Here is a 20,583-nt window from a genome sequence, read left to right as displayed (position 1 = left end):
ACACTAGGTGGGTTGGGTCCTCGATCAGGTGAAAATGAGAAATCCTCGTTGCCGTCACGTGTCCACCCGAAGGCGGGGAGAGCTGCGGAAAAGCCCGGACGGCCCGACCGGCACCGGTGCTCCGATCGATGTCCATCCGGTCGGGCTGTCGTCGCTGGGCCTATGGCGAGGTATTGCCGACGACGGCGGAAATGCACCACCTGGCCGGCGTGATCCCGCTGCGCGCGGGCGGCCATCTGCTGACGGGAAAAATCCCCGTGCGGCCAGGGCAGACGCTGGTAGGTTCGCTCGCCGTGACACCGAACGTGGGAGCTGGCCTGGGACCAGTGTTCGCCAAACTCTGGGCGGCGAGCACCCTCTCGGCCCTGGGCAGCGGCCTGGCCACCGTCGCCGCGCCGCTCTTCGTCGCGTCGCGTACCGACGACCCGCTCGTGGTCGCCGGGGCGTCCGCCGTGGCGTGGCTGCCGTGGCTGCTCTTCGCCCTGCCCGGCGGGGTGCTGGTGGACCGGATGGACCGGCGCCGCCTGATGATCGTCATCGACCTGGTCCGGGTGGTCGCGCTCGCCGTTCTGGCCACGGCGATCCTCAGCGGCCGAGGCGGGGTGGCGCTGCTGTTCGCGGTGCTGTTCCTGGTGAACACCGGTGAGATCGTGTTCCGCGCGGCGAGCCAGGCCATGGTGCCGGTCGTGGTGCCACGGCACCGCCTGGAGCGTGCCAACGGCTGGCTCAGCGGCGGCGCCACCCTCATGCACAGCATGCTCGCCGGCCCGCTCGGCGGCTTCCTGTTCGCACTCTCGGCGGGCAGCCCGTTCCTGGTCAACGCCGTCACGTACGCCCTCAGCGCCGTGCTGGTGGCGCTGATCGGCGGGGACTTCCGGGCCGCCGTCGGCGACACGCACGTAGGCCGTACCCGCTCGATGGGCGGCGAGATCGTCGAAGGACTGCGGTGGCTGGCCAACCAGCGGCTGCTGCGCACGATGGCCGTGCTGATCGGTCTGCTCAACGTGACCCTCACCGCCGCGCTCGCGGTGCTGGTGCTGCTCGCCGGCGAGCGGCTGGGACTCTCCTCCGTCGGCTACGGCCTGCTCTTCACCTGCATGGCCACCGGAGGGGTGCTCGGCGCCCTCCTCGGCGACCGGATCATCGCCCGGATCAGCGCCACCTGGACGATCCGGATCGGCCTGCTCGTCGAGGCGGGGCTGCACCTGGCGTTGGCGGCGTCCCGCAACACCATCGTGGTCGGGTTCGCGCTGTTCGCCTTCGGCGTGCACGGCGGGCTGTGGAACATCGTGGCGAACTCACTGCGCCAACGACTCACCCCACCGAACCTGCAGGGCCGGGTGGCCAGCACGAACCTCTTCGTGGCAGCGGGCGGCAACTGCGTGGGCGCACTGCTGGGCGGGCTGCTCGCCGCCCGATTCGGCATCACCGCGCCGTACTGGGTCGGGTTGGTGGTGGCGATCGGCGTCTCCGCCGCCACCTGGCGGGTCTTCAACCGCGCCGCGGTCGCGCGCGCGTTCGCCGACCCGCCCCCGGTCGAGTCGCCCGCCCCGGTGGCCTGAACGCCGTTGCGGCCCATCCGGTGGTGTCAGGCGGTCGTGTGGCAGCGTGGTGGGGGTGACCGACTCCGCGCCGCTCGACGTCGACCTCGCGCTGCTCGGTGGCGGCGGCGCCGCGTCGTTGCTGCTCGCCGCACTGGACCGACACGGCGTCCGGGATCTGCGGGTCGCCATCGTCGACCCGGTGCGCCGGCGCGGTCAGGACCGCACCTGGGCGTTCTGGGGCCACCCCGACAGCGACCTGGACCCGCTGCTCAGCGCGAGCTGGCAGCAGGTCGAGGTGGCGACGACGGCGCGACGCCGCGTCCTGGACCTCACCCCGCTGCGGTACGCCATGCTCCGCTCCGGCCCGGTCTACGACCGGGCTGCCGAGGCCGAGCGTCGCCTCGACGCCACCCGGATCGTCGCGCCCGCCGAGACGGTGCGCGACGACGGCGACCGGGTGCTGGTGCGCACCGGCGACGGGCGCAGCGTACGGGCCGGCTGGGTGCTCGACTCCCGTCCCCGCCCGCCGGCGCGAGCGGGGCGAACGACCTGGTTGCAGCATTTCCGGGGATGGTGGCTGGAGGCCGCCCGGCCGGTGTTCGACCCGACGCGTGCGGTGCTGATGGACTTCCGTACCCCGCAGCCGCCCCAGGGCGTCTCCTTCGGGTACGTGCTGCCGGTCAGCGACCGCTACGCCCTGGTCGAGTACACCGAGTTCTCGCCGGACCTGCTCACCGACGCCGGGTACGACGCGGCGCTGGCCGGCTACCGGGATCTGCTCGGGCTGAATCCGACCGGGCTGCGGGTTCGCGAGGTGGAGAACGGGGTGATCCCGATGACCGACGCGCCGTTCCCGGCCCGTCCCACCCCCCGCGTGGTCCGGCTCGGCACTGCCGGGGGCGCGACCCGCCCCTCCACCGGCTTCACCTTCTCCGCCATGTACCGCCAGGCCGACCAGGTGGCCCGCGCCCTCGCCGCGGGCCGCGCGCCGGTGCCAGCGCCGGCGTATCCGCGCCGGCACCGCTGGATGGACGCGGTGGCGCTGCGCGCGCTGGACCGGGGCGGGGTGGGCGGTCCCGAGTTCTTCGACCGGCTCTTCGACAGCAACCCGGCCGAGCGGGTGCTGCGCTTCCTCGACGGCGGCACCACCCCCGCCGAGGAGGTCGCGATCATGAATTCGACCCGGCTGCTGCCGATGATCGCCGCGACCGCCGGTGACGCCGTGCACCGGGTCCGCGACCGGCTGCGTCCCACCCGGCCCGCGCCGGCCATCCCACCCGCTGTGGTGGGAGACCCACCGGGCTCCGCGTCGACGGCTCGGCGCGGCGGCCCCCCGAGCGGGGAGGACGACGTGCGCGCCCGGTAGGTTGCCGGGCATGGTGGACGCGGCGGCCGGCAGGGGCGTGCAGATCTGGACCGACGGGGCGTGCAGTGGCAACCCCGGTCCGGGTGGTTGGGGTGCGCTGCTGCGCTACGGCGATCACGAGCGGGAGCTGTGCGGCGGCGAGGCCACGCCCACCACCAACAACCGGATGGAGCTGATGGCGGCCATCCAGGCGTTGGAGAGCCTGAACCGGCCGGTCACCGTGGAGCTGCACACCGACAGCACGTACGTGCGTAATGGCATCACCAGTTGGCTGGCGTCGTGGAAGCGCAACGGTTGGCGGACCGCCGCGAAGCAGCCGGTGAAGAACGCTGACCTGTGGCAGCGGCTGGAGGCGGCCTGCGAACGGCACGAGGTCACCTGGCTGTGGGTCAAGGGGCACAACGGGCACCCGGAGAACGAGCGGGCCGACGGGCTCGCCAACAAGGGCATGACCGAGGCACGGGCCGCGCTGACCAGCCGCTGAGCCTGGGTCAGCGGGTCGCGTCGGGGTGCCCCGGCATGCTCGACCCGCCGCCGCTGCTGCCCGAGGAACCGCCAGCGACGCCCGAGTTGTCGGGCTCGGTCACGATGTCCGGCCGGACGTCGGTGTCCGCTGGTGCGGGGACCTCGGTGTCCGTCTCGACCTGTACCAGTGGCACCTGGCCGGCCTCGTCCTCGCTGTGCTGCGGGTCGCCCGGCAGCTCACCGTCGCGCTTTCGGTAGCCCACGCCGTGCCCCCCGTCGATGCCGATTCGCGTCGGCGCTGGCTACCCGGCGTCGTCAGGGCCGAAACCTCGCGGTCAGCGCCGTCGGCCCCGAGAGGCGGGTGCGGGAGACCGGGACGGCTGACGGACCGGGGTGAGCGGCAGCGCCGTCCAGTGCGCCGGCCGGGTGAGCGTCTCCGGCAGCCCGGTGTGGGTGTCACCCCGGGCGGCGTCCAGCTGGGTCTGGTGCAGGAAAAGCGTGCGCCGCAGGTCCGCGCCCCGCAGGTCGGCGCCGCGCAGGTCCGCGCCGGTGACGTCGGCCAGGCCGAGGTCCACCCCGCGCAGGTCGGCGCCGATGAGCAGCGCCCCGCGCAGGTTGGCCCGGCGGAGGTCGACGCGGCGCAGGTCCACCCCGAGCAGGTGCGCGCCCCGACGGTCGGCGCCGCCGGGGGCGCGGGCCACGTCGCTGGCCCGGGACAGCAGCGGGTTGACCCGGTTCCGTTGGTCGGCGACGTCCACCGCGCGAAGGTGCGCCGGGTCACCCTCGGTGAGCGTCAGCGTCTCGGCGCGGGCCAGTTCCAGCTCGGCGCGCAGGTCGGCCGGCGGGCGCAGCGCCACCGCCTCGGTGAGGTACCAGAGCAGTTCGTGCAGCGGTCGCAGCACCGCGAACGCCTCGGCCATCGCCGGCAACGTCTCCGGCGCGTCCCGCCAGTCCCGCCCGCCGAAGGTCACCTGGGCGACCTGCTGCCCGGCGCCGAAGCAGTCGAACACCGTGCAGCCGGGAAAACCCCGCTGGCGCAGCTCGGTGTGGATGCCGCAGCGGTGGTCGGGGCGCAGGTTGGGGCAGGGCGAGCCGGCCGGCTTGTCGATGGCGAAGTCCGCCGACGCGGCGAAGGCGGGCACCACGCAGCACAGCCCGAAGCAGCGTCCGCAGTCGGCGCGCAGCTGCGCCGCCCCGGACGGCGGTGCGGTGCGGTGCGACACGCGACGGTCCTCCTGGCGATCAGGGTTGGGCCACCATTGTTTCCCGTGCCGAGCCGACCGGGTAGGTCGGGGGTCACCGTGCGTGCGTGTCGTCGGCCGTCGCGGGCCGGGGCGCCGGGGTACGGGCATCGCCCGGCGGCGGCACCAGTCGGCGGACGTCCCGCTCGCCGTCGCCGTGCCCGTACTTCTGGTCGAAGTGCCGTTTCACCACTGCGACCGGGGTGCGGTCCCCGTCGGCGGGCTCGGCCAGCGCGAACACGCCGGGAGCCGCCCCGGGCGCGCGGGGCGGCAGCACGGCTCGCACGGTCAGTGGCCCGGTGACCCGGAACCCCCGGCAGTCGACGTAGTGCTGCCCGTCCACAGTCACGTACGGCACGCGTACCTCGACCACGTCCGACTCGTCGTGGCGCAGCGTGACCGTCACCGACCAGTACCGCTCCAGGTCGAGGGTGGCCTGCTCGTGCTCCCACAGCTCCTCGAACCGGGCGTGCACGAACCCGCCCCACGGGCTGTCCATGTCCACCTCGAGCTGCGGCACGTTGAACGACAGCTTCCCGATCGGGAAGAATGAGATCAGCGCCCGCCCGTCCCATTGGTAGAGCTGGATCGACGGGGACGCGTCGTAGAGCCGGACCTGTAGGCGGTGGCGTAGCCGCGCGTCGAGCGCCTCGGCGAACGCGGCCAGGTGGCGCAGGTTGGTGCGGATCTGCCGGGGCACGTCCACCCGTTGCCGTTCCAGCTCCTCGGAGCGTTGCTGCGCGGCGGTGCAGTCGGGGTCGAGCAGGAGCAACTGCACCTGGGCGCCGTTGGCGAGCGCCGCTCGCACCGCGCTCAGGGTGTCCTCCCGGTGCCGTTGTTCCAGCAGGATCGTCCAGGTGTCGAGGATGCGCACCCGACGACCGGAGCGGTGCAGCCGCGTCACGAACGCCTGTTGGTCGAAGCTGAGGTGCTCCTGCACCCGCGCCTTGCGGGCCTCTTCGAACAACGGGTCGAAGATGACGTACGAGATGGCGGCGAGGACCACGCTGGCCCCGAGGTTGAGCAGCAGGTCGCTGAGGAAACCGGTGCTGCGCCAGGCCGCCAGCAACATGACGACGGCGATCGCGAAGAGTGCCCCACCGACGACGAAGGCCCGTCGTTGCCGCCCGCGCCGACCAGCCCACCCGGGCATCCGGTCCCCTTCCGCCGTCGGTCGGCCCCACCGCCGCTTGCTGATCACCGGAGTTCGGAGGATACGTGCCCGCTTTGCCGGTCGCTGTCCCGTTCTCCGAGCGGCCGGTTCGCCGTTGCGACCCGGTCCACCGCTCATAGGGTGACGGTAACGGAGTCGTGCGACCACGGAGGGTGGCGGGGTGGACGAGAGTGAACGCGAGCAGGCGCTTCTCACCGTCCTGACCACCGAGCACTACGCGTTGCAGACGTCCCGCGCCGGCACCATCGCCGAGGCCACCGGCCGCGCCACCATCTTCCTGTCCGTCCTGTCGGCGGCGCTGATCGGCCTCGGCTTCGTCGCGAGCAACGACAAGCTGGTCCGGCCGTACCTGGCGGCGGTGCTGCCGACGCTGGTCATCATCGGGGTGCTGACGTTCCTGCGGCTGGTGGAGACCACCGTGGAGAACTCGTTGGACCTGCGGCGGATCCAACGCATCCGGGCCTACTACCAACACAATCTCGCTGGCGAGCACGACTTCTTCGCCGACGCGGTGGTGGCCGACGACGCCATGAGCACGGCCTGGAACCTGGTTGGCACGCGCCCGGGCCGGTGGGAATTCATGTTGACCACTGCCGCACTCGTGGGCGCGGTCAACGCCGTGCTGAGCGGGCTCGGCATCGCCCTGGTGGCCACTACCGTCGGGGCCGGGGGCGCGTTGACGGTAGTGGTCGGGGTGCTGGTCGCGGTGGTGGCGTTCGGTGTGCAGTTCGCGTACATCGTCCGGGCGTCGGCCGCGCCGATGCGCTGACGACGCCCGCCGGTGCCGCTCAGACCGATCGCCAGTCGTCGTTCGTCCACGCAGTGGCCTGGGGACCCATCAGCGACAAGCCCCCGTCGACCGGCCAGGACGCGCCGGTGACGTAGCTGGCGGCGGGGGAGGCGAGTAGCGCGACCACGGCGGCCACCTCCCGGGCGTCGCCGGGCCGTCCCAGCGGCACGCCGGGCCGTTCCTGGGTGAACGGGTCGACATCCTCCTGACCGGTCATCGGCGTGGCAATCTCGCCCGGGGCGACGGCGTTGACGGTGATCCCGTCGGCGGCCAACTCCTGGGCCATCACCCGGGTCAGCAGCCCGAGCCCGCCCTTCGCGGCGCAGTACGCGGCGGAGCCCACACGGGGCGCGTGCTCGTGCACGCTGGTGATGTTGATGATCCGCCCGCCGGCGCCGGTGGCCCGCATCCGTCGCGCGGCCCGCTGGGCGCAGAGGAAGGGCGCGTCCAGGTCGACGGCGAGCACCTCGCGCCACTGCTCCCACCCGGTGTCGACGAACGGCGCCGAGGCCCCGATGCCGGCGTTGTTGACCAGCACCCCGATGCCGCCCAGCCGGTCGGCCAGCTCGTCCACCACCACCGCCGCGTCCGGCAGCCGGGTCAGGTCCACCTCGGCGACCTCGCAGCGCCGCCCCGTCGCGCGGACCTCGGTAGCCGTCCGCTCCGCGCCGTCGGGGTCGCCGTACCAGGTGATGCCTATCTCGAAGCCGGCCTTGGCCAGCGCCACCGCGCAGGCCTTGCCGATGCCGGAGTCCGCGCCGGTGACGACGGCGATCCTGGGGTAATTCTCGTATCGCTGTGGCATGCTGCCGCACTACCCCGGCAGGGCCGGCCCAACCGCCACGGAAACCACTACCGATGTGCCGACGGGTACCGTCGCCTGATGCGGATCACCCGGTTCACGCACGCCTGTGTGCGCGTCGAGCACGACGGCGGCGTGCTGGTCGTCGACCCGGGGACGTGGAGCGAGCCGCAGGCCCTCCTCGGCGCGGACGCCGTCCTGGTCACCCACGAACACGCCGACCACATAGACGTGTTGCGGCTCGCCGGTCTCGGTGTCCCCGTGTACGCGCCGGAGGGCGCCCGACTGCCAGATCTCGCCCCGCTGCCGGTGACCCGGGTCCGTGCGGGGCAGCGGTTCACGGCGGCCGGCATCGCGGTCAGCGCGCACGGCGGCCGGCATGCCGCGATCCACGAGGGGCAGCCCGACTGCCCGAACCTCGGCTACCTGATCGGCGACGAGCTCTACCACCCGGGCGACGCCCTGCACGTGCCGGACGAGGCGGTGCGCACCCTGCTCGTCCCGGCGCAGGGGTCCTGGCTGCGCCTCGACGAGGCGATCCGGTTCGCCGGCGCCGTGGGCGCGACGGCGGCGTACCCGATCCACGACGCGCAGCTCAACGACCGCGGCCTGGCCAGTGTCGCGGGCTGGTTTGCCGAGACGATCCCCGGCTACCGTCACCTGCTACCCGGCGACACCGCCTGACCATCTGCCGTCGGGACGCGGAAACGGGGCGCGGCGGCGGTGAGCACCGCGGCGGCCGTCGGGGCGGACCACCCGTCGGTCAGCGCCGTCACGAGGTCGGCGACCAGCCGGGTCACCGCCGGCTCGCCACCCGGGTGCAGCGCCTCGGCGACGATCAGCACCGACGAGGTACCCGACCGTACGGCCGACCAGCCGCTCTGCCGGTTGGTCCACCGTCGGGCGTGTGCCCGCCCGGCGGAGTCGACGAAGGTCACCTCGCCCGGCTCGGGATGCTCGGTGGCGCCAGCGAAACTCAGGTACTCCTCGTCGCCCTGTGCCGGCCGGACCACCAGGTCGCCGTCGACCCGGTCCAGGTCGAGCACCGCGACCGGGATGGCGTACGCGGCCGAGATGGCGTTGCAGAGGTCGACGAGCGGGTGCACCAGGGGCAGCTCGCCGTCCAGGCGCAGGCGACGCAGCAGCGCCTCGGCCGCGCACCGGTACCTGGTGGGCCGCAACCCCATCGCCGCGTACGCCCGCCGCCACGCCTGGATCTCCGGGAACCCGCTCTCGGCCCCGCCGGCCAACCGCCGTCGCGCGTCGGCGAGATGGTCGGCCGTGCGTGCCGTCACGTCGGCGGTGGCGGTGATCCCGACGGCCCGCACCACGCCGGCGACCAGGTCGGGGTACGCCTCGCGAAGCTGTGGCGCATGTTCGAACTGCACTGTGGTCCTATCGTTCGGTGAGGGCGAGGGTCACGCCGAGCGCGACGAAAGTGCCGGCGGCGGATCGGCGCAGCCAGTCGGTGACCCGGGGTCGGGTCAGCACCCGGTCGCGTACCTTGGCCGCGAAGATGCCGTAGCCGCTGAACACCACGAAGGTGAGCAGCATGAACACCGCGCCGCAGCCGAGCATCGCCCGGGTCGAGCCCGGCGCTGTGGTGTCCACGAACTGCGGCAGGAACGCGACGAAGAACATCGTCGGCTTCGGGTTGAGCAGGTTGACCAGCACCCCGGAGACGATCACCCGGATCGCCGAGCGGGGTGGGGCGTCGGTGGTCACCGCGAAGGCGTCACGGTCCCGTGCCATGGACCAGGCCAGGTAGAGCAGGTAGCCGACGCCGAGGTAGCGGACGGTCTCGAACGCCACGGCGCTGGTCTGCATCAGCGCGGCCAGCCCGGTCATCGCGGCCAGCAGGTGTGGCAACGTGCCCAGCGTGCAGGCGAACGCGGCCAGCACGCCGGCCCGCGCACCCCGCGACAGGCCGGCGGAGAGCGTGAAGATCACCCCGGTGCCGGGGGTGACCACCACGATCAGCGTGGTGATCAGGAACGGGATGGTCACGATCGTCCTCCGGCGGAGTTGACAGGTCTGGCTCCTGCTCACTCTGCTGCCACAATGGTCTGATGGGCAGAGCCAAAGTGACCGCGTCCGAGGGGTCCATATCGGCCGGGTCCGACTTCCTGCACCTGACCGTCACCGACGCGGCGCCGGGCGGGCGCGCCGACTGGCTGACCGACCGGCTGCGGCAGGCCATCGCCGAGGGGCGGGTTCCGGTCGGTGACCGGCTGCCCCCGACCCGGGTGCTCGCCGCCGACCTCGGTGTCTCCCGGGGCGTGGTCACCGAGGCGTACCAGCGCCTGACCGAGGAGGGGCACATCGCCGGTCGGGGCCGCGCCGGCACTGTGGTCGTCGCCGCGCCGGCCGCGCCCACACCCACAGCGGCCGCCGCGCCGGCACCGGCCGCTACCTTCCCGCCGGCACCGGGCACCGACATCTTCGACGCGGTACGCGCGGCGCACGCGAGCATCGACCTGACGCCCGGCGTACCCGACCTGGCCGCCTTTCCCCGCGCGGACTGGCTGCGCGCCGAACGGAGCGTGCTACGCAGCGTCGCCGCGGCCGACCTCGGCTACGGCGACCCCTGTGGCACGCCCGCGCTGCGACAGGCCGTCGCCGCCTGGCTGGCCCGCAACCGCGGCATCAGCGTCGACCCCGCCGAGGTGATCATCGTGGCCGGCGTCTCCCAGGCGCTCGGGCTGCTCGCCCAGGCGTTCACCGCCGCCGGCGTCGACCGGATCGCCGTCGAGGACCCGGGATCGCTCGGGGTGCGCCAGCACCTGAACAACTGGCGGATGGACACCCCGCCGATCAGCGTCGACGACGCCGGGCTGCGGGTCGACGAGTTGACCGCCAGCGGCGTACCGGCCGTGATGCTCACCCCCGCGCACCAGTTCCCGACCGGCGTGGTGCTCGACGGTGACCGCCGCCGCCAGCTCGTCGCCTGGGCGCGGGCCGGCGGTCTGATCATCGAGGACGACTACGACGCCGAGCACCGCTACGACCGTCCTCCGGTGCCGGCGCTGCGTGGTCTGCTGCCCGAGCAGGTCTGCTACGCCGGCAGCGTCTCCAAACTGCTCGCCCCCGCCCTGCGGGTCGGTTGGCTGCTCGTTCCGGCGCGGCTGCGCGAGGCCGTGGTGGCCGCCAAGCGCAACGCCGACCTGGGCAACGCCGTGCTCCCGCAACTGGTGCTGGCGGAGTTGATGACCTCCGGCGCCTTCGAGCGGCATCTACGGCTGCTGCGGCGGCGACACATCCGCCGGCGGGACGCCATGATCGCCGCGCTGGCCCGCGCGTTGCCGTCGGCGACGGTGCACGGTGCCGCCGCCGGCCTGCACCTGATGATCACGCTGGACGACGCCGTGGTCGACACCGAGCTGGCGGCGGCGACGCTGGCGCGCGGAGTGAAGGTGCAACCGCTGTCCTGGCACTGCCAGCGGCCGTACCGGCCCGGCCTGGTGCTTGGCTACGCGGCCCGTACACCCACCGAGATCGAGGACGGCGTCGCCGCTGTCGCCGCCGCGCTCGGCTCTGGCTGAGGACCGTCCGTGCTCCCCGGCGTATCCTTCGCCCGTGGGACTGCGGTTCGAGACGCGCGGGTCCGACTCTCCTTGGGTCGACACCGTGTGGACCTGCACGAGCGAGCAGGTCACCACGATGACGTCAGTGGCAGGGGTGCGGTGGGGCCTGGTGTTCTGGGAGCAGGCTGGCCGGACGTACGCGAGCATCACCGGCCCCGAGACCCGGACCGGCACGGCGCCGGTGCCGGAGGGCGCGACCTTCATCGGCATCGAGTTCGCGGTGGGCACCTCGCTGCGGGCCGTGCCCACCCCGACGCTTGTCGACGGCGGCATCGAGCTCCCCGACACCACGCGTCGGACGTTCCGGCTGGACGGCACGCGCTGGGAGACGCCCGGCCCCGACGACGCCGAGGCCCTGGTCGACAGCCTCGTGCGGGCCGGGACCGTGGTCTGTGACCCGCTCGTCGCCGAGCTGCTGCGGGGCCACCGTCCGGCCGTCTCGGGGCGTACCGTCGAACGGCGGTTCCGCGCCGCGACCGGGCTGACGCGCGGCGCGGTCCGACAGATCGAGCGGGCCCGCGCGGCGGCGGAGCTGCTGGCTACCGGCGACCCGGCCGCCGACGTGGTCGCCAAGCTCGACTACTTCGACGAGCCGCACCTGGCCCGGGCACTGCGCTCCTACCTCGGACGCACCGTCCGGCAGCTGCGCGAGGCACCGGCGGCGCCATCGCCCTCGATCTGGATCAGCGCCTGACGTCGTAGACCACCTTGAGGATCCCGTTCGAGTAGGTCTCCGACTCCCGCAGCGTCAGCATGTGCTTGTCGCGGTCGGCCCGGCCGAACAGGCTCTTGCCGGCACCGAGCAGCACGGGGAAGACGAGCAGGTTGTACTGGTCGATGAGCCCCTCATCGGACAGCCGCCGGGCCAGCTCCGCGCTCCCGTGGATGAAGATCGCGCCGCCCTCGCCCTGCTTGAGCGCGGCGACGTCCCCGGTCGAGCGCAGAATCGTCGTCGGCCCCCACCCGTCGACGAGCGCGTCGTCGGACAGCGTGCTCGACACCACGTACTTGGGCAGCTCCTTGTAACCGGCGTGGTCCTCCGAACCGGGCCAGACCGGCGCGAACGCCTCGTAGCTGCGACGGCCGAACATCAACGCCGTCGTGTCGACGAGCTCCTCGCCCTTGAGCGACCAGGCCTCCGGGACGAACTCGAGGTCCTTGAACACCCAACCGCCGCTGCGGTGCTCCTCACCCGGCCCGCCGCCGGGCGAGTCCACGACGCCGTCGAGCGACATGAAACCGGTGTAGACCAGGTCGCGCATTGTGGTGTCTCCTCATGCTCGGAAGCGGGCTGCCGGGTCCACGCTAGATCGCTGTCGCGCCGTTGTCTTGGACGGAAACGACAGCGGGTGGTGCCCTGATCGGGCCCCGGGCCGACCGGGCGGAAGGGCAAGCTCAACCCAGGAACAGCTGGACGAGGACCAGCCCGGCGAGCAGCGCCGGCCCCCGTGACCCCTGACGCATCAGGTCGACCGGAATCATCCCGAACGGCGTGTTGACCGTCGCGCCGCCGTAGTTGATCGGCGGGCGGGTGCCGGCCCGGAACGCGGCGGCCACCACCCCCAGCGCCAGCGTCGGCGCCAGCCAGGCCGGCCCCGGATCGACGGACGGCAGGGTCAGCAACCACCACAGGCCCGCACCGACGGCCGGCACCACCACGTGAATCCCGCGCAGCAGGTTGTCGCTGCCACCGAGCGCCCGGCGCAGCCCGGGAGACCGGCTGACCGACCGCAGACCACCGGTCAGCCGGTTGGCGGCGAGGTACGCGAACACCACCTGGGCGGCCCCGGCCAACCCGGGCAGGGCGAGCGCGGCAGCGTACTGCACCCCGATCAGCGCCACCCAGATCAGCACGGCGCTCGGGTGGCGGCGCAACCGGCGTACGTCGGCCTGGAGCAGCGCCCACCAGCCGGGGCCGGGCCGGAACCGGCGGCTGTGAACCCGCCCGATCCGGCGCCAGCGGCGGCTCTCCACCAGGCCGGCGAGCAGGCTCGGGTCCAGCAGGATCGTGGCCGTGGCGGCGGCGTTGGCGAACTGCGCGCCGGTGGTCAGGGTGGCCCGGTCGACCCGGGGCAGCGCGCGTACCGCGAGGATCACGCCCAGGCCCGCGAGGGGCAACGCGGCGGCGAACACAGCGACGGTCGGCGTTGTCGCCGGCCGGGGCAGCCCGTCTCCGAGGCGACCGACGAGCACCACCAGGGCGGTGATCACGGCAGCCGCCACCATCGGCACCGCCCCGACCAGTGTCGGCCAGCGTCGCCCCGAACGGCTGCCCTGGGCGACGACGCTGAGCGCCAGCGCGGCCGTGCCCCAGCCCGCGCCGGCCGCCGCCGCCCAGCCCAGGGCGGACGGTTCGGTGACCCCACCGAGCGCCGCCACTGCCACTCCGAGCGCCGCGGTGCCGGCCGCCGCGCCCACCAGCAACAGGACGAAGCGCGGCGCCAGCCAGGCCCGCCGGTCGATGGGCGCGCTCGTCGCCCAGCTCTGCGTCGCCGGGGTGACCAGCAGCGGGCCGAGCGCGCGCAGACCGCGCCAGGCGAGCCCCGCGCCGGCCAGCAGCGCGGCGACCGCCAGCCACCACCGCACGCCCGGCTCGGCCTGCCCCACAGTGGGGGAGTCCAGCAGGTCGCGGCTGGCGCTGATCGCGAACCAGCCGTACATACCCACGAACAGGACCATGACGTACGCGTCGCCGAGCACGTCGCCGAGGGAATGGTCGTGGTGCCGGCTGCGGGCCTTGCGCAGGTGCGTCCGTACCTGTCGGGCGGTCGGCACCCCGGCCGGCGTGTCGGCGATCGTGGCCGGCGCGGCGGTCACTTGCCGATCTCGATGCGCTCGTCGACCACCGCGTCGATCAGCTCCGGATCGTGCGAGGCCAGCAGCACGGCAGTGCCCGCCGCCCGTTCCCGGAGCAGTCGGTCGGCGAGCCACTGTCGCCCGCGGACGTCCAGCCGCTGCTCGGGCTCGTCCAGGACCAGCACCCGGCGTGGCCGGACGAAACAGGACGCCAGCGCCAGCCGGCGGCGTTGCCCGCTGGACAGCGTCACCGGCAGTTGGTCGCGGGCCGGCTCCAGGCCCAGCTCGGCGAGGACCTCCTCGACCGGCTCGGCGTCACCCCCGTGGGCGTACGCGACCAACTCCAGGTGCTCGACCACCGACAGGTCAGGGAAGAAGTCGATGTCGTCCAGGGCGGCCGCCACCAGCGCTCGCACCTGAGGATCGGTCTCGTCGGCCCGGCGGCCCTGCACCAGCACCTCACCCGCGTCCGGCCGGTCGGCGCCCACGACACAGCGCAGCAGTGTGGTCTTGCCGCTGCCGTTGGGGCCCAGGACCACAGCGATCCGGCCCGCCGGGAGCGTGAAGCTCACCTCGTCGAGCACGACCAGGTTGCCGAAGTTGCGACTGAGTCCCCGTACCGAGAGCGCGTCCACGATCACAGAGTCTCCCAGAGCCCTGCCACCGACCAACCCGAGCGACCTACGTCACTCGGCTGTCAGCGTCGTCCTCCAGTCGGCTGTCGGCGGCGGCCAACCCCCGGGCGTCGGCGACCTCCTCGGCCACCGCCGCCGCGTCCGCCCAGTGCCGCCGCGCGTCGGCCCGGTCGCCCAGTGCGGCGCAGGCATCACCCAGGTAGAGCAGGGTGCGCGCCAGCCCGGCGGTCGGCTGCGTCTCCTCGCGCAGCCGGCGGCTCTCGGCCAGCAGCTCGTACGCCGTCCGCGCCTGCCCCGGGGTGCTGCTCAGCAGCGTCGCCCCGGCGTTGAGCAGCGCCGTCGCCCGGCTGGTCGGGTCGTTGACCGACTCGTACTCGCGCAGTGCGGCCCGCCACGCCTGGGCGGCGTCCAGGTGCTCACCGAGCGCCGCGTGCACCAGCACCAGGTTGGTCAGCGCCGCCGCGTACCCGCGCGCGTCGCCCACCGACCGGAACGTGTTGGCCGCCCGCACCAGGTGGTGGTGCGCGGTGTCCGGTTCGCCCCGGGCCAGCTGGGCCGCGCCCAGACCCAGCTCGGTGAGGGCGTGCCCGGCCCGGTCGGCGCCGGAGCGGTGTCGGCGGGACATCTCCAGGTGCTCCACCGCGTCGTCGAGCTGCCCCAGGTCGAGCAGGGCCAGGCCGAGGTTCATCCGCGCCTGGGCGTTGCCCCGCCGCCCCCGCTCGTTGACCGCGAGGGTGAGCGCGGCCGCCGCCCCCTGCGGGTCGTGCCGGCGTCGACGTAGCACCCCCAGCTCGTTGTGCGCCCACCCGGCGATCTCCGGGCGGTCGTCGGCGGTCGGGGTGGCCAGCACGGTGCGGCAGACCTGCTCCCACTCGTCGAGCCGATCGGCGTACGCCAGCCACCCGCACAGCGCCACGGCCAGCCGGAACCACCACCGGCGGACCCGGCGGGGCAGCGTCTCCTTCGCGCCGGCCGGCACCCGCACGACCGCCAGCAGCAGCTCCTGGTGCAGGTCGAACCAGCCGTACGGGTCGTCGTCCAGCGGCAGCGACCACTCCCGGTCGAGTGGGGAGCCGAGCACCGCCAGGTTGGCCGCGTGCCGTTCGGCCCGGCGGGCCAGGTGCCGGGTCAGCCGGGCCTGCGCGGCGACCCGGGCCCGGGCCGGATCCGCGTCCCGCAGGTGCAGTCGGGCGCTGCCGGCCAGCAGGGGGCGGATCTCGTACCGGTCGCCGGGTGCGCCGACCACGAACGCGGCGGCGGCCAACCGGTCGAGCAGTGCGGTCACCAGCTCGGGGTGCCGGCCGGCCAGCGCGGCGATGGTGGGCCGGTCCACCGGGGCGGGGACCAGCGACATCAGCCGGTACAACCGGCGGGCCTGGCGGGGCAACACCCGGTACGCGATGTCCCGTTCGGTGACCAGGCGGGCCGCCGGTGAGACGGCGAGCCGCTGGTGCGGTGGTGTCTGCACCGCGCGGCGCAGCGCGTCGAGCACGTCGGAGTGTCGCCAGCCGTGTTGAGCGGTGCGGTAACCGAGCGCGCGGACGGTACGCGGTTGTCGCCCGCACAGGTCGACGATCTCGCGTACCGCCGGGTCGGTGCGCGGGTCGGCGCGACGGACCCGGGCGGCGGGCGCGGCCCCGCCCGCCGTCGCGAACAGCTCCACCGCCTCGGACGTGCCCGGTTCGGCGATCCAGTGCGCGACCACACCCTCCAGACCGACCAGCGCCGGACCGCCGGCGAGCAGCAGGCGGCAGGTGCGCGCGGTCGGCGGCAACAGCGGCCGGACCTGGTCGGGACGGTCGACGTTGTCCAGTACCAGCAGGATCTTGCGACCGTCGAGCTGACCGCGCAGCGCGTCGGCGGCGGAGGCGAGCGCGTCCGGACGGCCGGAGGTCGGCGGGGCGGTGCCCAGGATCCGGGCCAGCGCGGTGAGCACCTGCCGGGCCGAGCGGGGGCGGCCGCGCCGCCGCAGGTCCAGGTAGTACTGCCCGTCGGGGAAGTCATCCCGGCATTGGTTGGCGGCCTGTACCGCGCACGCGGAGGTGCCCACCGCGCGTCGGCCCAGGACCGCCACCGCGTGCTCCCGGGTGAGCAGACCGACGAGCGCGTCGACGTGCTCGTCGCGACCTGTGAACTCGGCCGTGTAGGGCAGGGTGGGCGCCCCGGTGGCCGGGGTGGTGAGCACCTCCGTCGGCTCGGGGCCGACCTCCCGGCCGGCCCGGCGGCGGCGCACCTCGTACACGACGTAACCCACCACGCCGCTGGAGGCCAGGACGATGGTCACCGGCCCGAGCACGCTGGCCGCCAGCTCGGAGAGGAGATTGCCAGCCAGGTTGCTGGCCACGTTGGCGAGGATGCTGCCGACCACGCCGCCGATCGCGATCAGCGCCGGCCAGCGCGAGCCGCCGCGCGAACCACCCGGCCCGGTCACCGCACGCCCCCGGAGACGAGCCCGGCGACCAGGTGCCGCCGCGAGAGGACCACCAGCACCACCGGCAGCACCGAGGCGAGCACCGAGCTGGCGGCCAGCGCGCCACTGTTGCTCACGAAACTGCGGGTCTGCTCGGCCAGGAACGGCCCGAGCGGCGACGACCCCGGCCCACCGAACAACCGCCCCACCACCAGGTCGTTCCAGACCTGGACGAACTCCAGCACGGAGACCGCCACCACCGCCGACAGGTTGTGCCGGGCCAACCGGCGCAGGGTGTGCCACCACCGGCGCCCGCCCAGCCGCGCGTCGCGGACCTGCTCGACTGGCAGGTCGGCGAACGCGTTGCGCAGCACCAGCACCGCGAACGGCACGCCCAGCGCGATGTGCACCAGGGCCAGGCCCTGGGCCGTGCCGGAGGAGAGCACCAGGCCCAGCACCTCGTTGACCGGCCCGGCGATGACCTGGATCGGCACGACGCTGGCCGCCAGCAGCAGCAGCCCGGTGGCCTGCGCGGCAGGCCCGGTCAACCAGGCCAACGGGTACGCGGCCAGCAGCGCGACCACCAGCACCGTGGCGGTCACCGCGGTGGCCAACAGCAGGGTGAAGCCCAGCGTGCGCCACAGCTCGGTGCCGGTGACCAGATTGCGGTAGGACTCGGCATTCGGCGGTGCCGACCACCAACCGCGCGCGGCGGCGTCCACCCGACCGTGCGCCGACGTGGCGACCAGCACCGCCAGCGGCACCAGCCAGGCGATCGCGGCGCCCGCCGCGAGCAGCCGGAACACCCGTCGGGGAGGGGCGACCGGAGCGGGCTCCGGTGCCGCCTCGACGCGTGGCGGGGGCCAGGCCTGTCGGACGAAGAGCGCGGCCACCATGATCCCGCCGATCACGGCCACCAGCCACACCACGCCGAGCGCGGCGCCCTCGCCGGTGGTGGTGCCTCCGGACGTCTGCCAGATCCGCAGCGCCAGCACCGAGGCCTCGTCGCGGACCGAACCGGGGGTCATCACCAGGATGAGGTCGAACGTGCGGCTGGTGCCGACCGCCACCAACGCGAAGACCACAGCGGTCGTCCGTAGCAGCAGTGGCCGCCACTGCGCGTCCCACAGCACATGGCGACGCTTACCGCCGTAGGCGCGGACCGCGTCGGCGAGGCTCGGCGGCACCGCGTCCAGCGCGGACCGGAAGACCAGCACCGCCAACCCGACCCAGGCCCAGACGAACGCCGACATCAACGCGACGGTGACCATCCCCGGCCCGAGCAACTGCGGTGCGTCCTCCACCGACCGGCCGGTCAGCCGGGTCGCGACCAGTGTGGCCAGCCCTCGGCTCGGATCCGGGTCGTACATCAGTCGGAAGGTGACCCCGGTGACGACCAGCGGCAACGCCACCGGCACCAGGAGGATCAACCGGACCAGGCCGCCCTCCTGGGAACGGCGGGACGCGGCGGCGAGCAGATAGCCCAGGGCCGTCACCACAACCGGCACCAGCAGCGCCCAGAGGACCGTCCGGCCGACCACCGCGCCGGTGCCCGGGGCGGCGAGCGCGGTCCGGAAGTGCGCCGCGCCGATCCAGCGACCGTCGGTGGTGACGCTGGCGTGCATGGTCCGCAGCACCGGCCACAGCACCAGCCCGCCGAGCAGCACCGCGGCCGGTAGCAGCAGGGCCGACGTGGCCCCCGCCGCCGGATAGGCCCGACCCCGTCGGGCCGGACCGACGTCGTCGAGGACCGCCAGCTCGCCGAGGACCCGCACCTGGCTCATCGGCCGCCCCCCGCGCTGCGGGCCGCCGCGGCGAGCAGGCCGGTGGCCCGGCGGATCGCCTCGTTGGCGCGGACCCCGTCGGTGACGTCGGCGAAGAAGCCCTGCATGATCCGCCAGATGCCGACCCCGTCCGAGCCGGTGAACGCCCCGCGCAGTTGGTCGGAAAGGTCGAAACGCAGGGTGCCGGGGGCCCGCATCTCCGTGGCGAGTTGCTTGCCGACGCCGTCGGTGTAGCTGGTGATCGAGACATTGGTGTTGGGCGACAGGTAACCGCCTTGGCGTAGCCACGGCTGGAACGAGTCGGCCCTGGCGAGCCACTCGACCAGCTCGACCCCACCCCGGGCGTCGGCGAACGCCACCGCCGCGTCCCCGCCGACGATCAGAGGACCGCCGCCCGGCTGGGCGCCCGGGAACCGGAACGTGACAGGTGCCTCCGGGCCGCGTCGGAACGGACGAACGACGTCGGCGGTGAAGTCGGCTCCGAGGAGCATCACCGCCCGCTTCGTGTGCACCACCTGGATCACCGACTCCTCGTACTGGGTGAGCAGGGCACGTCGGCCGCCGCCGACGAACGCCCCGTCGATGCTCCAGAGCCCGGCGAGGCGGTCCAGGGCGTCGCGCACCGGCTTGTCCTGCCAGTCGGCGCCCTGTTGGGCGAGGGCGTAGTAGCTGTCGGGTGCCATGTCGGCCAGGACGTTCTCGAACCAGTCGGTGAGCACCCAGCCGTCCGCGGCGCCGATGGCCAGGGGCACCGGGCCGCCGTAGCGTCGGGCGTGCCCGGCGAGCTCCCTGGTCCGCTGGAGCAGTTCGTCCCAGGTGGTCGGCGGCGCGGGCAGCATGGAGGGCAGGTGCCAGACCAGCGACTTGTGTGCGGCCTTGACCCAGACGCCGTAGCGTTCGCTCTCGGTCATCAGCAGATCGCTCAGCTCGACGCGCACGGCGTAGTCGGTGGACGGGCGCACCGGGCTCAGCCAGCCGCGTTGGGCGTACTCGGTGACCAGGCCGGGGCGCGGCAGGATCGCCACGTCCGGGCTGGTGCCGGCCAGGTGTCGGGCGCGCAGGAACGCGTCGATGTCGTTGCCGGCGCTGACCACCTGCACCGGGGCGGGGTAGCCCGCCACTACCTCGCGGAACCGGTCCAACTCGCTGGTGCTCCAGACCACAGCGACCTGCACCGACCGGGTCCCGCCGGAGCAGCCGGCGGCCAGCGCGGTGGCGCCCGCGGCGGCGGCGCGCAGCAGCGTACGACGACTCACGCCGGTGGCAGGCCTCATCGGGTCGCCTCGCTCGGCTCGGTGACGAGTTCGTGCCGCACCGGTATCTCGGCCAGGGTGGCCGGGTCGGCGGTGCAGACCAGCACCGCCACCCCGGGGGCGTCCGGCGGCGAGAGGCGAGGCATCAGGTCACCGAGTCGGCTGTCACCCGCCGAACCGGCCGGCAGGTCGACCACCAGCACCTCGGGCAGGCAGGCCGCCGCTCGGGCGAGCGCCACCCGGAACCGCTGGGCGGCGGAGATCTGGTGCGGCAGCAGAGCGAGGGAGAGCCCCAACTCGAGCCGGTCGACCACTGTGGCCGTCCAGTCGTTGGCCACCTCGTGCACCCGCTCGCGTTTGCGCTGGCCGTACTCGATGTTGCGCCGCACTGTGAGCTGCGGCAGCAGCGCGCCACCGGCGGGCACGTAGCCGATCTGCCGGCGGGGCGGCGGCAGGCCGGTGACGTCCCGGTCGCCGACGAGGACGCGACCGGTCACCGGCGGAGCCAGCCCGGCCAGCACCCGGGCGACCGCTGTGCCGAACCGGGGAGGCGCGACCAGGGCGGCGAGCGTGCCGGCGGGAACGTCGAGGGTCACCGGCCCGGTGCCGGGGACGGCGACCAGTGCGCGTAGCCGTAACGTGGCCCTCACCTCCGGTGACCATTGATGACCGTCCCAGGGTGGCACACCGTGACGACAATCGACGCCCCCGACGCTTCCACTGTGGAGACGATCCGGGC

Annotated in this window: 19 protein-coding genes and 1 pseudogene; 7 read left to right on the top strand and 13 right to left on the bottom strand. The window is 73.8% G+C overall.

All coding sequences use genetic code 11. The annotated features are described in order from the left end of the window. The first annotated feature begins 326 nt into the window (after positions 1-326). The 3 genes from ACLJOK_RS12940 to rnhA are packed head-to-tail and all read left to right on the top strand — an operon-like array spanning position 327 to position 3,394. Positions 327-1,562, top strand: coding sequence for an MFS transporter (locus ACLJOK_RS12940; protein WP_410818586.1), 1,236 nt, complete (start codon positions 327-329; stop codon positions 1,560-1,562). Between the two features lie 55 nt (positions 1,563-1,617). Beyond that, a complete protein-coding gene (locus ACLJOK_RS12935; RefSeq protein WP_410818585.1) occupies positions 1,618-2,910 on the top strand; it encodes a lycopene cyclase family protein in 1,293 nt (430 codons plus the stop codon). Between the two features lie 10 nt (positions 2,911-2,920). Further along, on the top strand, positions 2,921-3,394 hold the full coding sequence (gene rnhA, locus ACLJOK_RS12930; RefSeq protein ID WP_030491933.1) for a ribonuclease HI: 474 nt from the start codon (positions 2,921-2,923) through the stop codon (positions 3,392-3,394). A gap of 7 nt (positions 3,395-3,401) precedes the next feature. Here the strand turns inward: rnhA and ACLJOK_RS12925 are convergent, their stop codons facing one another. The 3 genes from ACLJOK_RS12925 to ACLJOK_RS12915 all read right to left on the bottom strand — a co-directional run bounded on the left by ACLJOK_RS12925 (position 3,402) and on the right by ACLJOK_RS12915 (position 5,769). After that, on the bottom strand, positions 3,402-3,638 hold the full coding sequence (locus tag ACLJOK_RS12925; protein ID WP_354946801.1) for a preprotein translocase YidC: 237 nt from the start codon (positions 3,636-3,638) through the stop codon (positions 3,402-3,404). A gap of 72 nt (positions 3,639-3,710) precedes the next feature. Further along, positions 3,711-4,598, bottom strand: a complete 888-nt coding sequence (locus ACLJOK_RS12920; RefSeq protein WP_410818583.1) for a pentapeptide repeat-containing protein — start codon at positions 4,596-4,598, stop codon at positions 3,711-3,713. Between the two features lie 73 nt (positions 4,599-4,671). Then, positions 4,672-5,769 carry a DUF5919 domain-containing protein gene (locus tag ACLJOK_RS12915; protein WP_410818581.1) on the bottom strand — a complete coding sequence of 366 codons (1,098 nt, stop codon included), beginning with the start codon at positions 5,767-5,769 and terminating at the stop codon, positions 4,672-4,674. A gap of 181 nt (positions 5,770-5,950) precedes the next feature. Here ACLJOK_RS12915 and ACLJOK_RS12910 point away from each other — a divergent pair, with 181 nt between their 5' ends. Beyond that, a complete protein-coding gene (locus tag ACLJOK_RS12910; protein ID WP_410818580.1) occupies positions 5,951-6,559 on the top strand; it encodes a hypothetical protein in 609 nt (202 codons plus the stop codon). Between the two features lie 19 nt (positions 6,560-6,578). Here the strand turns inward: ACLJOK_RS12910 and ACLJOK_RS12905 are convergent, their stop codons facing one another. Then, the gene (locus ACLJOK_RS12905; RefSeq protein ID WP_410818578.1) at positions 6,579-7,385 is read right to left on the bottom strand and encodes an SDR family oxidoreductase; all 807 of its coding nucleotides are present in this window, start codon (positions 7,383-7,385) and stop codon (positions 6,579-6,581) included. 78 nt (positions 7,386-7,463) lie between these two features. Between ACLJOK_RS12905 and ACLJOK_RS12900 the strand changes: the two genes are divergently transcribed. After that, the gene (locus ACLJOK_RS12900; RefSeq protein WP_410818577.1) at positions 7,464-8,066 is read left to right on the top strand and encodes an MBL fold metallo-hydrolase; all 603 of its coding nucleotides are present in this window, start codon (positions 7,464-7,466) and stop codon (positions 8,064-8,066) included. Here the strand turns inward: ACLJOK_RS12900 and ACLJOK_RS12895 are convergent. Next, a complete protein-coding gene (locus ACLJOK_RS12895) occupies positions 8,039-8,770 on the bottom strand; it encodes a B3/4 domain-containing protein (RefSeq protein ID WP_410818575.1) in 732 nt (243 codons plus the stop codon). The genes ACLJOK_RS12900 and ACLJOK_RS12895 overlap by 28 nt on opposite strands. Before the next feature lie 7 nt (positions 8,771-8,777). Further along, positions 8,778-9,389 (bottom strand): LysE family translocator, encoded by a 612-nt coding sequence (locus tag ACLJOK_RS12890; protein ID WP_410818574.1) that lies wholly within the window; start codon positions 9,387-9,389, stop codon positions 8,778-8,780. A gap of 62 nt (positions 9,390-9,451) precedes the next feature. Between ACLJOK_RS12890 and ACLJOK_RS12885 the strand changes: the two genes are divergently transcribed. Beyond that, positions 9,452-10,924, top strand: coding sequence for a PLP-dependent aminotransferase family protein (locus ACLJOK_RS12885; RefSeq protein ID WP_410818572.1), 1,473 nt, complete (start codon positions 9,452-9,454; stop codon positions 10,922-10,924). Between the two features lie 34 nt (positions 10,925-10,958). Then, a pseudogene (locus ACLJOK_RS12880) lies at positions 10,959-11,668 on the top strand (helix-turn-helix domain-containing protein). On the opposite strand, the gene ACLJOK_RS12875 reads toward ACLJOK_RS12880, so the two are convergent. From ACLJOK_RS12875 to ACLJOK_RS12845, 7 genes are all read right to left on the bottom strand, one after another. Beyond that, positions 11,650-12,228, bottom strand: coding sequence for a dihydrofolate reductase family protein (locus ACLJOK_RS12875; RefSeq protein WP_410818570.1), 579 nt, complete (start codon positions 12,226-12,228; stop codon positions 11,650-11,652). The pseudogene ACLJOK_RS12880 and the gene ACLJOK_RS12875 sit on opposite strands and share 19 nt — an antisense overlap. A gap of 133 nt (positions 12,229-12,361) precedes the next feature. Next, positions 12,362-13,783, bottom strand: a complete 1,422-nt coding sequence (locus ACLJOK_RS12870) for a DUF6297 family protein (RefSeq protein ID WP_410818569.1) — start codon at positions 13,781-13,783, stop codon at positions 12,362-12,364. Continuing rightward, positions 13,780-14,403, bottom strand: a complete 624-nt coding sequence (locus ACLJOK_RS12865; RefSeq protein WP_410818567.1) for an ATP-binding cassette domain-containing protein — start codon at positions 14,401-14,403, stop codon at positions 13,780-13,782. Before ACLJOK_RS12865 ends, ACLJOK_RS12870 begins: the two co-directional genes overlap by 4 nt. A 40-nt stretch (positions 14,404-14,443) precedes the next feature. Further along, positions 14,444-16,828: a hypothetical protein gene (locus ACLJOK_RS12860; RefSeq protein WP_410818566.1), complete on the bottom strand. Its 2,385-nt coding sequence runs from the start codon at positions 16,826-16,828 to the stop codon at positions 14,444-14,446. Then, complete coding sequence (locus ACLJOK_RS12855; protein ID WP_410818564.1) at positions 16,825-18,591, bottom strand: ABC transporter permease subunit; 1,767 nt, start codon at positions 18,589-18,591, stop codon at positions 16,825-16,827. The genes ACLJOK_RS12860 and ACLJOK_RS12855 overlap by 4 nt, the downstream gene beginning before the upstream one ends. Then, complete coding sequence (locus ACLJOK_RS12850) at positions 18,588-19,865, bottom strand: extracellular solute-binding protein (protein ID WP_410818563.1); 1,278 nt, start codon at positions 19,863-19,865, stop codon at positions 18,588-18,590. Before ACLJOK_RS12850 ends, ACLJOK_RS12855 begins: the two co-directional genes overlap by 4 nt. Beyond that, on the bottom strand, positions 19,862-20,494 hold the full coding sequence (locus ACLJOK_RS12845; protein WP_410818561.1) for an ATP-binding cassette domain-containing protein: 633 nt from the start codon (positions 20,492-20,494) through the stop codon (positions 19,862-19,864). Before ACLJOK_RS12845 ends, ACLJOK_RS12850 begins: the two co-directional genes overlap by 4 nt. Between the last annotated feature and the right edge of the window lie 89 nt (positions 20,495-20,583).

The organism is Micromonospora sp. 050-3 (genome assembly GCF_046549335.1).
Taxonomy (GTDB): Bacteria; Actinomycetota; Actinomycetes; order Mycobacteriales; family Micromonosporaceae; genus Micromonospora; species Micromonospora trifolii.
This window is presented reverse-complemented; position numbering and strand designations above follow the sequence as displayed.

Excerpts from the sequence above, each read along its gene's own strand:
- rnhA (WP_030491933.1), top strand. The coding sequence starts at position 2,921 with ATGGTGGACGCGGCGGCCGGCAGGGGCGTGCAGATCTGGACCGACGGG.
- ACLJOK_RS12915 (WP_410818581.1), bottom strand. The coding sequence starts at position 5,769 with ATGCCCGGGTGGGCTGGTCGGCGCGGGCGGCAACGACGGGCCTTCGTC.
- ACLJOK_RS12905 (WP_410818578.1), bottom strand. The coding sequence starts at position 7,385 with ATGCCACAGCGATACGAGAATTACCCCAGGATCGCCGTCGTCACCGGC.
- ACLJOK_RS12900 (WP_410818577.1), top strand. The coding sequence starts at position 7,464 with ATGCGGATCACCCGGTTCACGCACGCCTGTGTGCGCGTCGAGCACGAC.
- ACLJOK_RS12885 (WP_410818572.1), top strand. The coding sequence starts at position 9,452 with ATGGGCAGAGCCAAAGTGACCGCGTCCGAGGGGTCCATATCGGCCGGG.
- ACLJOK_RS12875 (WP_410818570.1), bottom strand. The coding sequence starts at position 12,228 with ATGCGCGACCTGGTCTACACCGGTTTCATGTCGCTCGACGGCGTCGTG.
- ACLJOK_RS12855 (WP_410818564.1), bottom strand. The coding sequence starts at position 18,591 with ATGAGCCAGGTGCGGGTCCTCGGCGAGCTGGCGGTCCTCGACGACGTC.
- ACLJOK_RS12850 (WP_410818563.1), bottom strand. The coding sequence starts at position 19,865 with ATGAGGCCTGCCACCGGCGTGAGTCGTCGTACGCTGCTGCGCGCCGCC.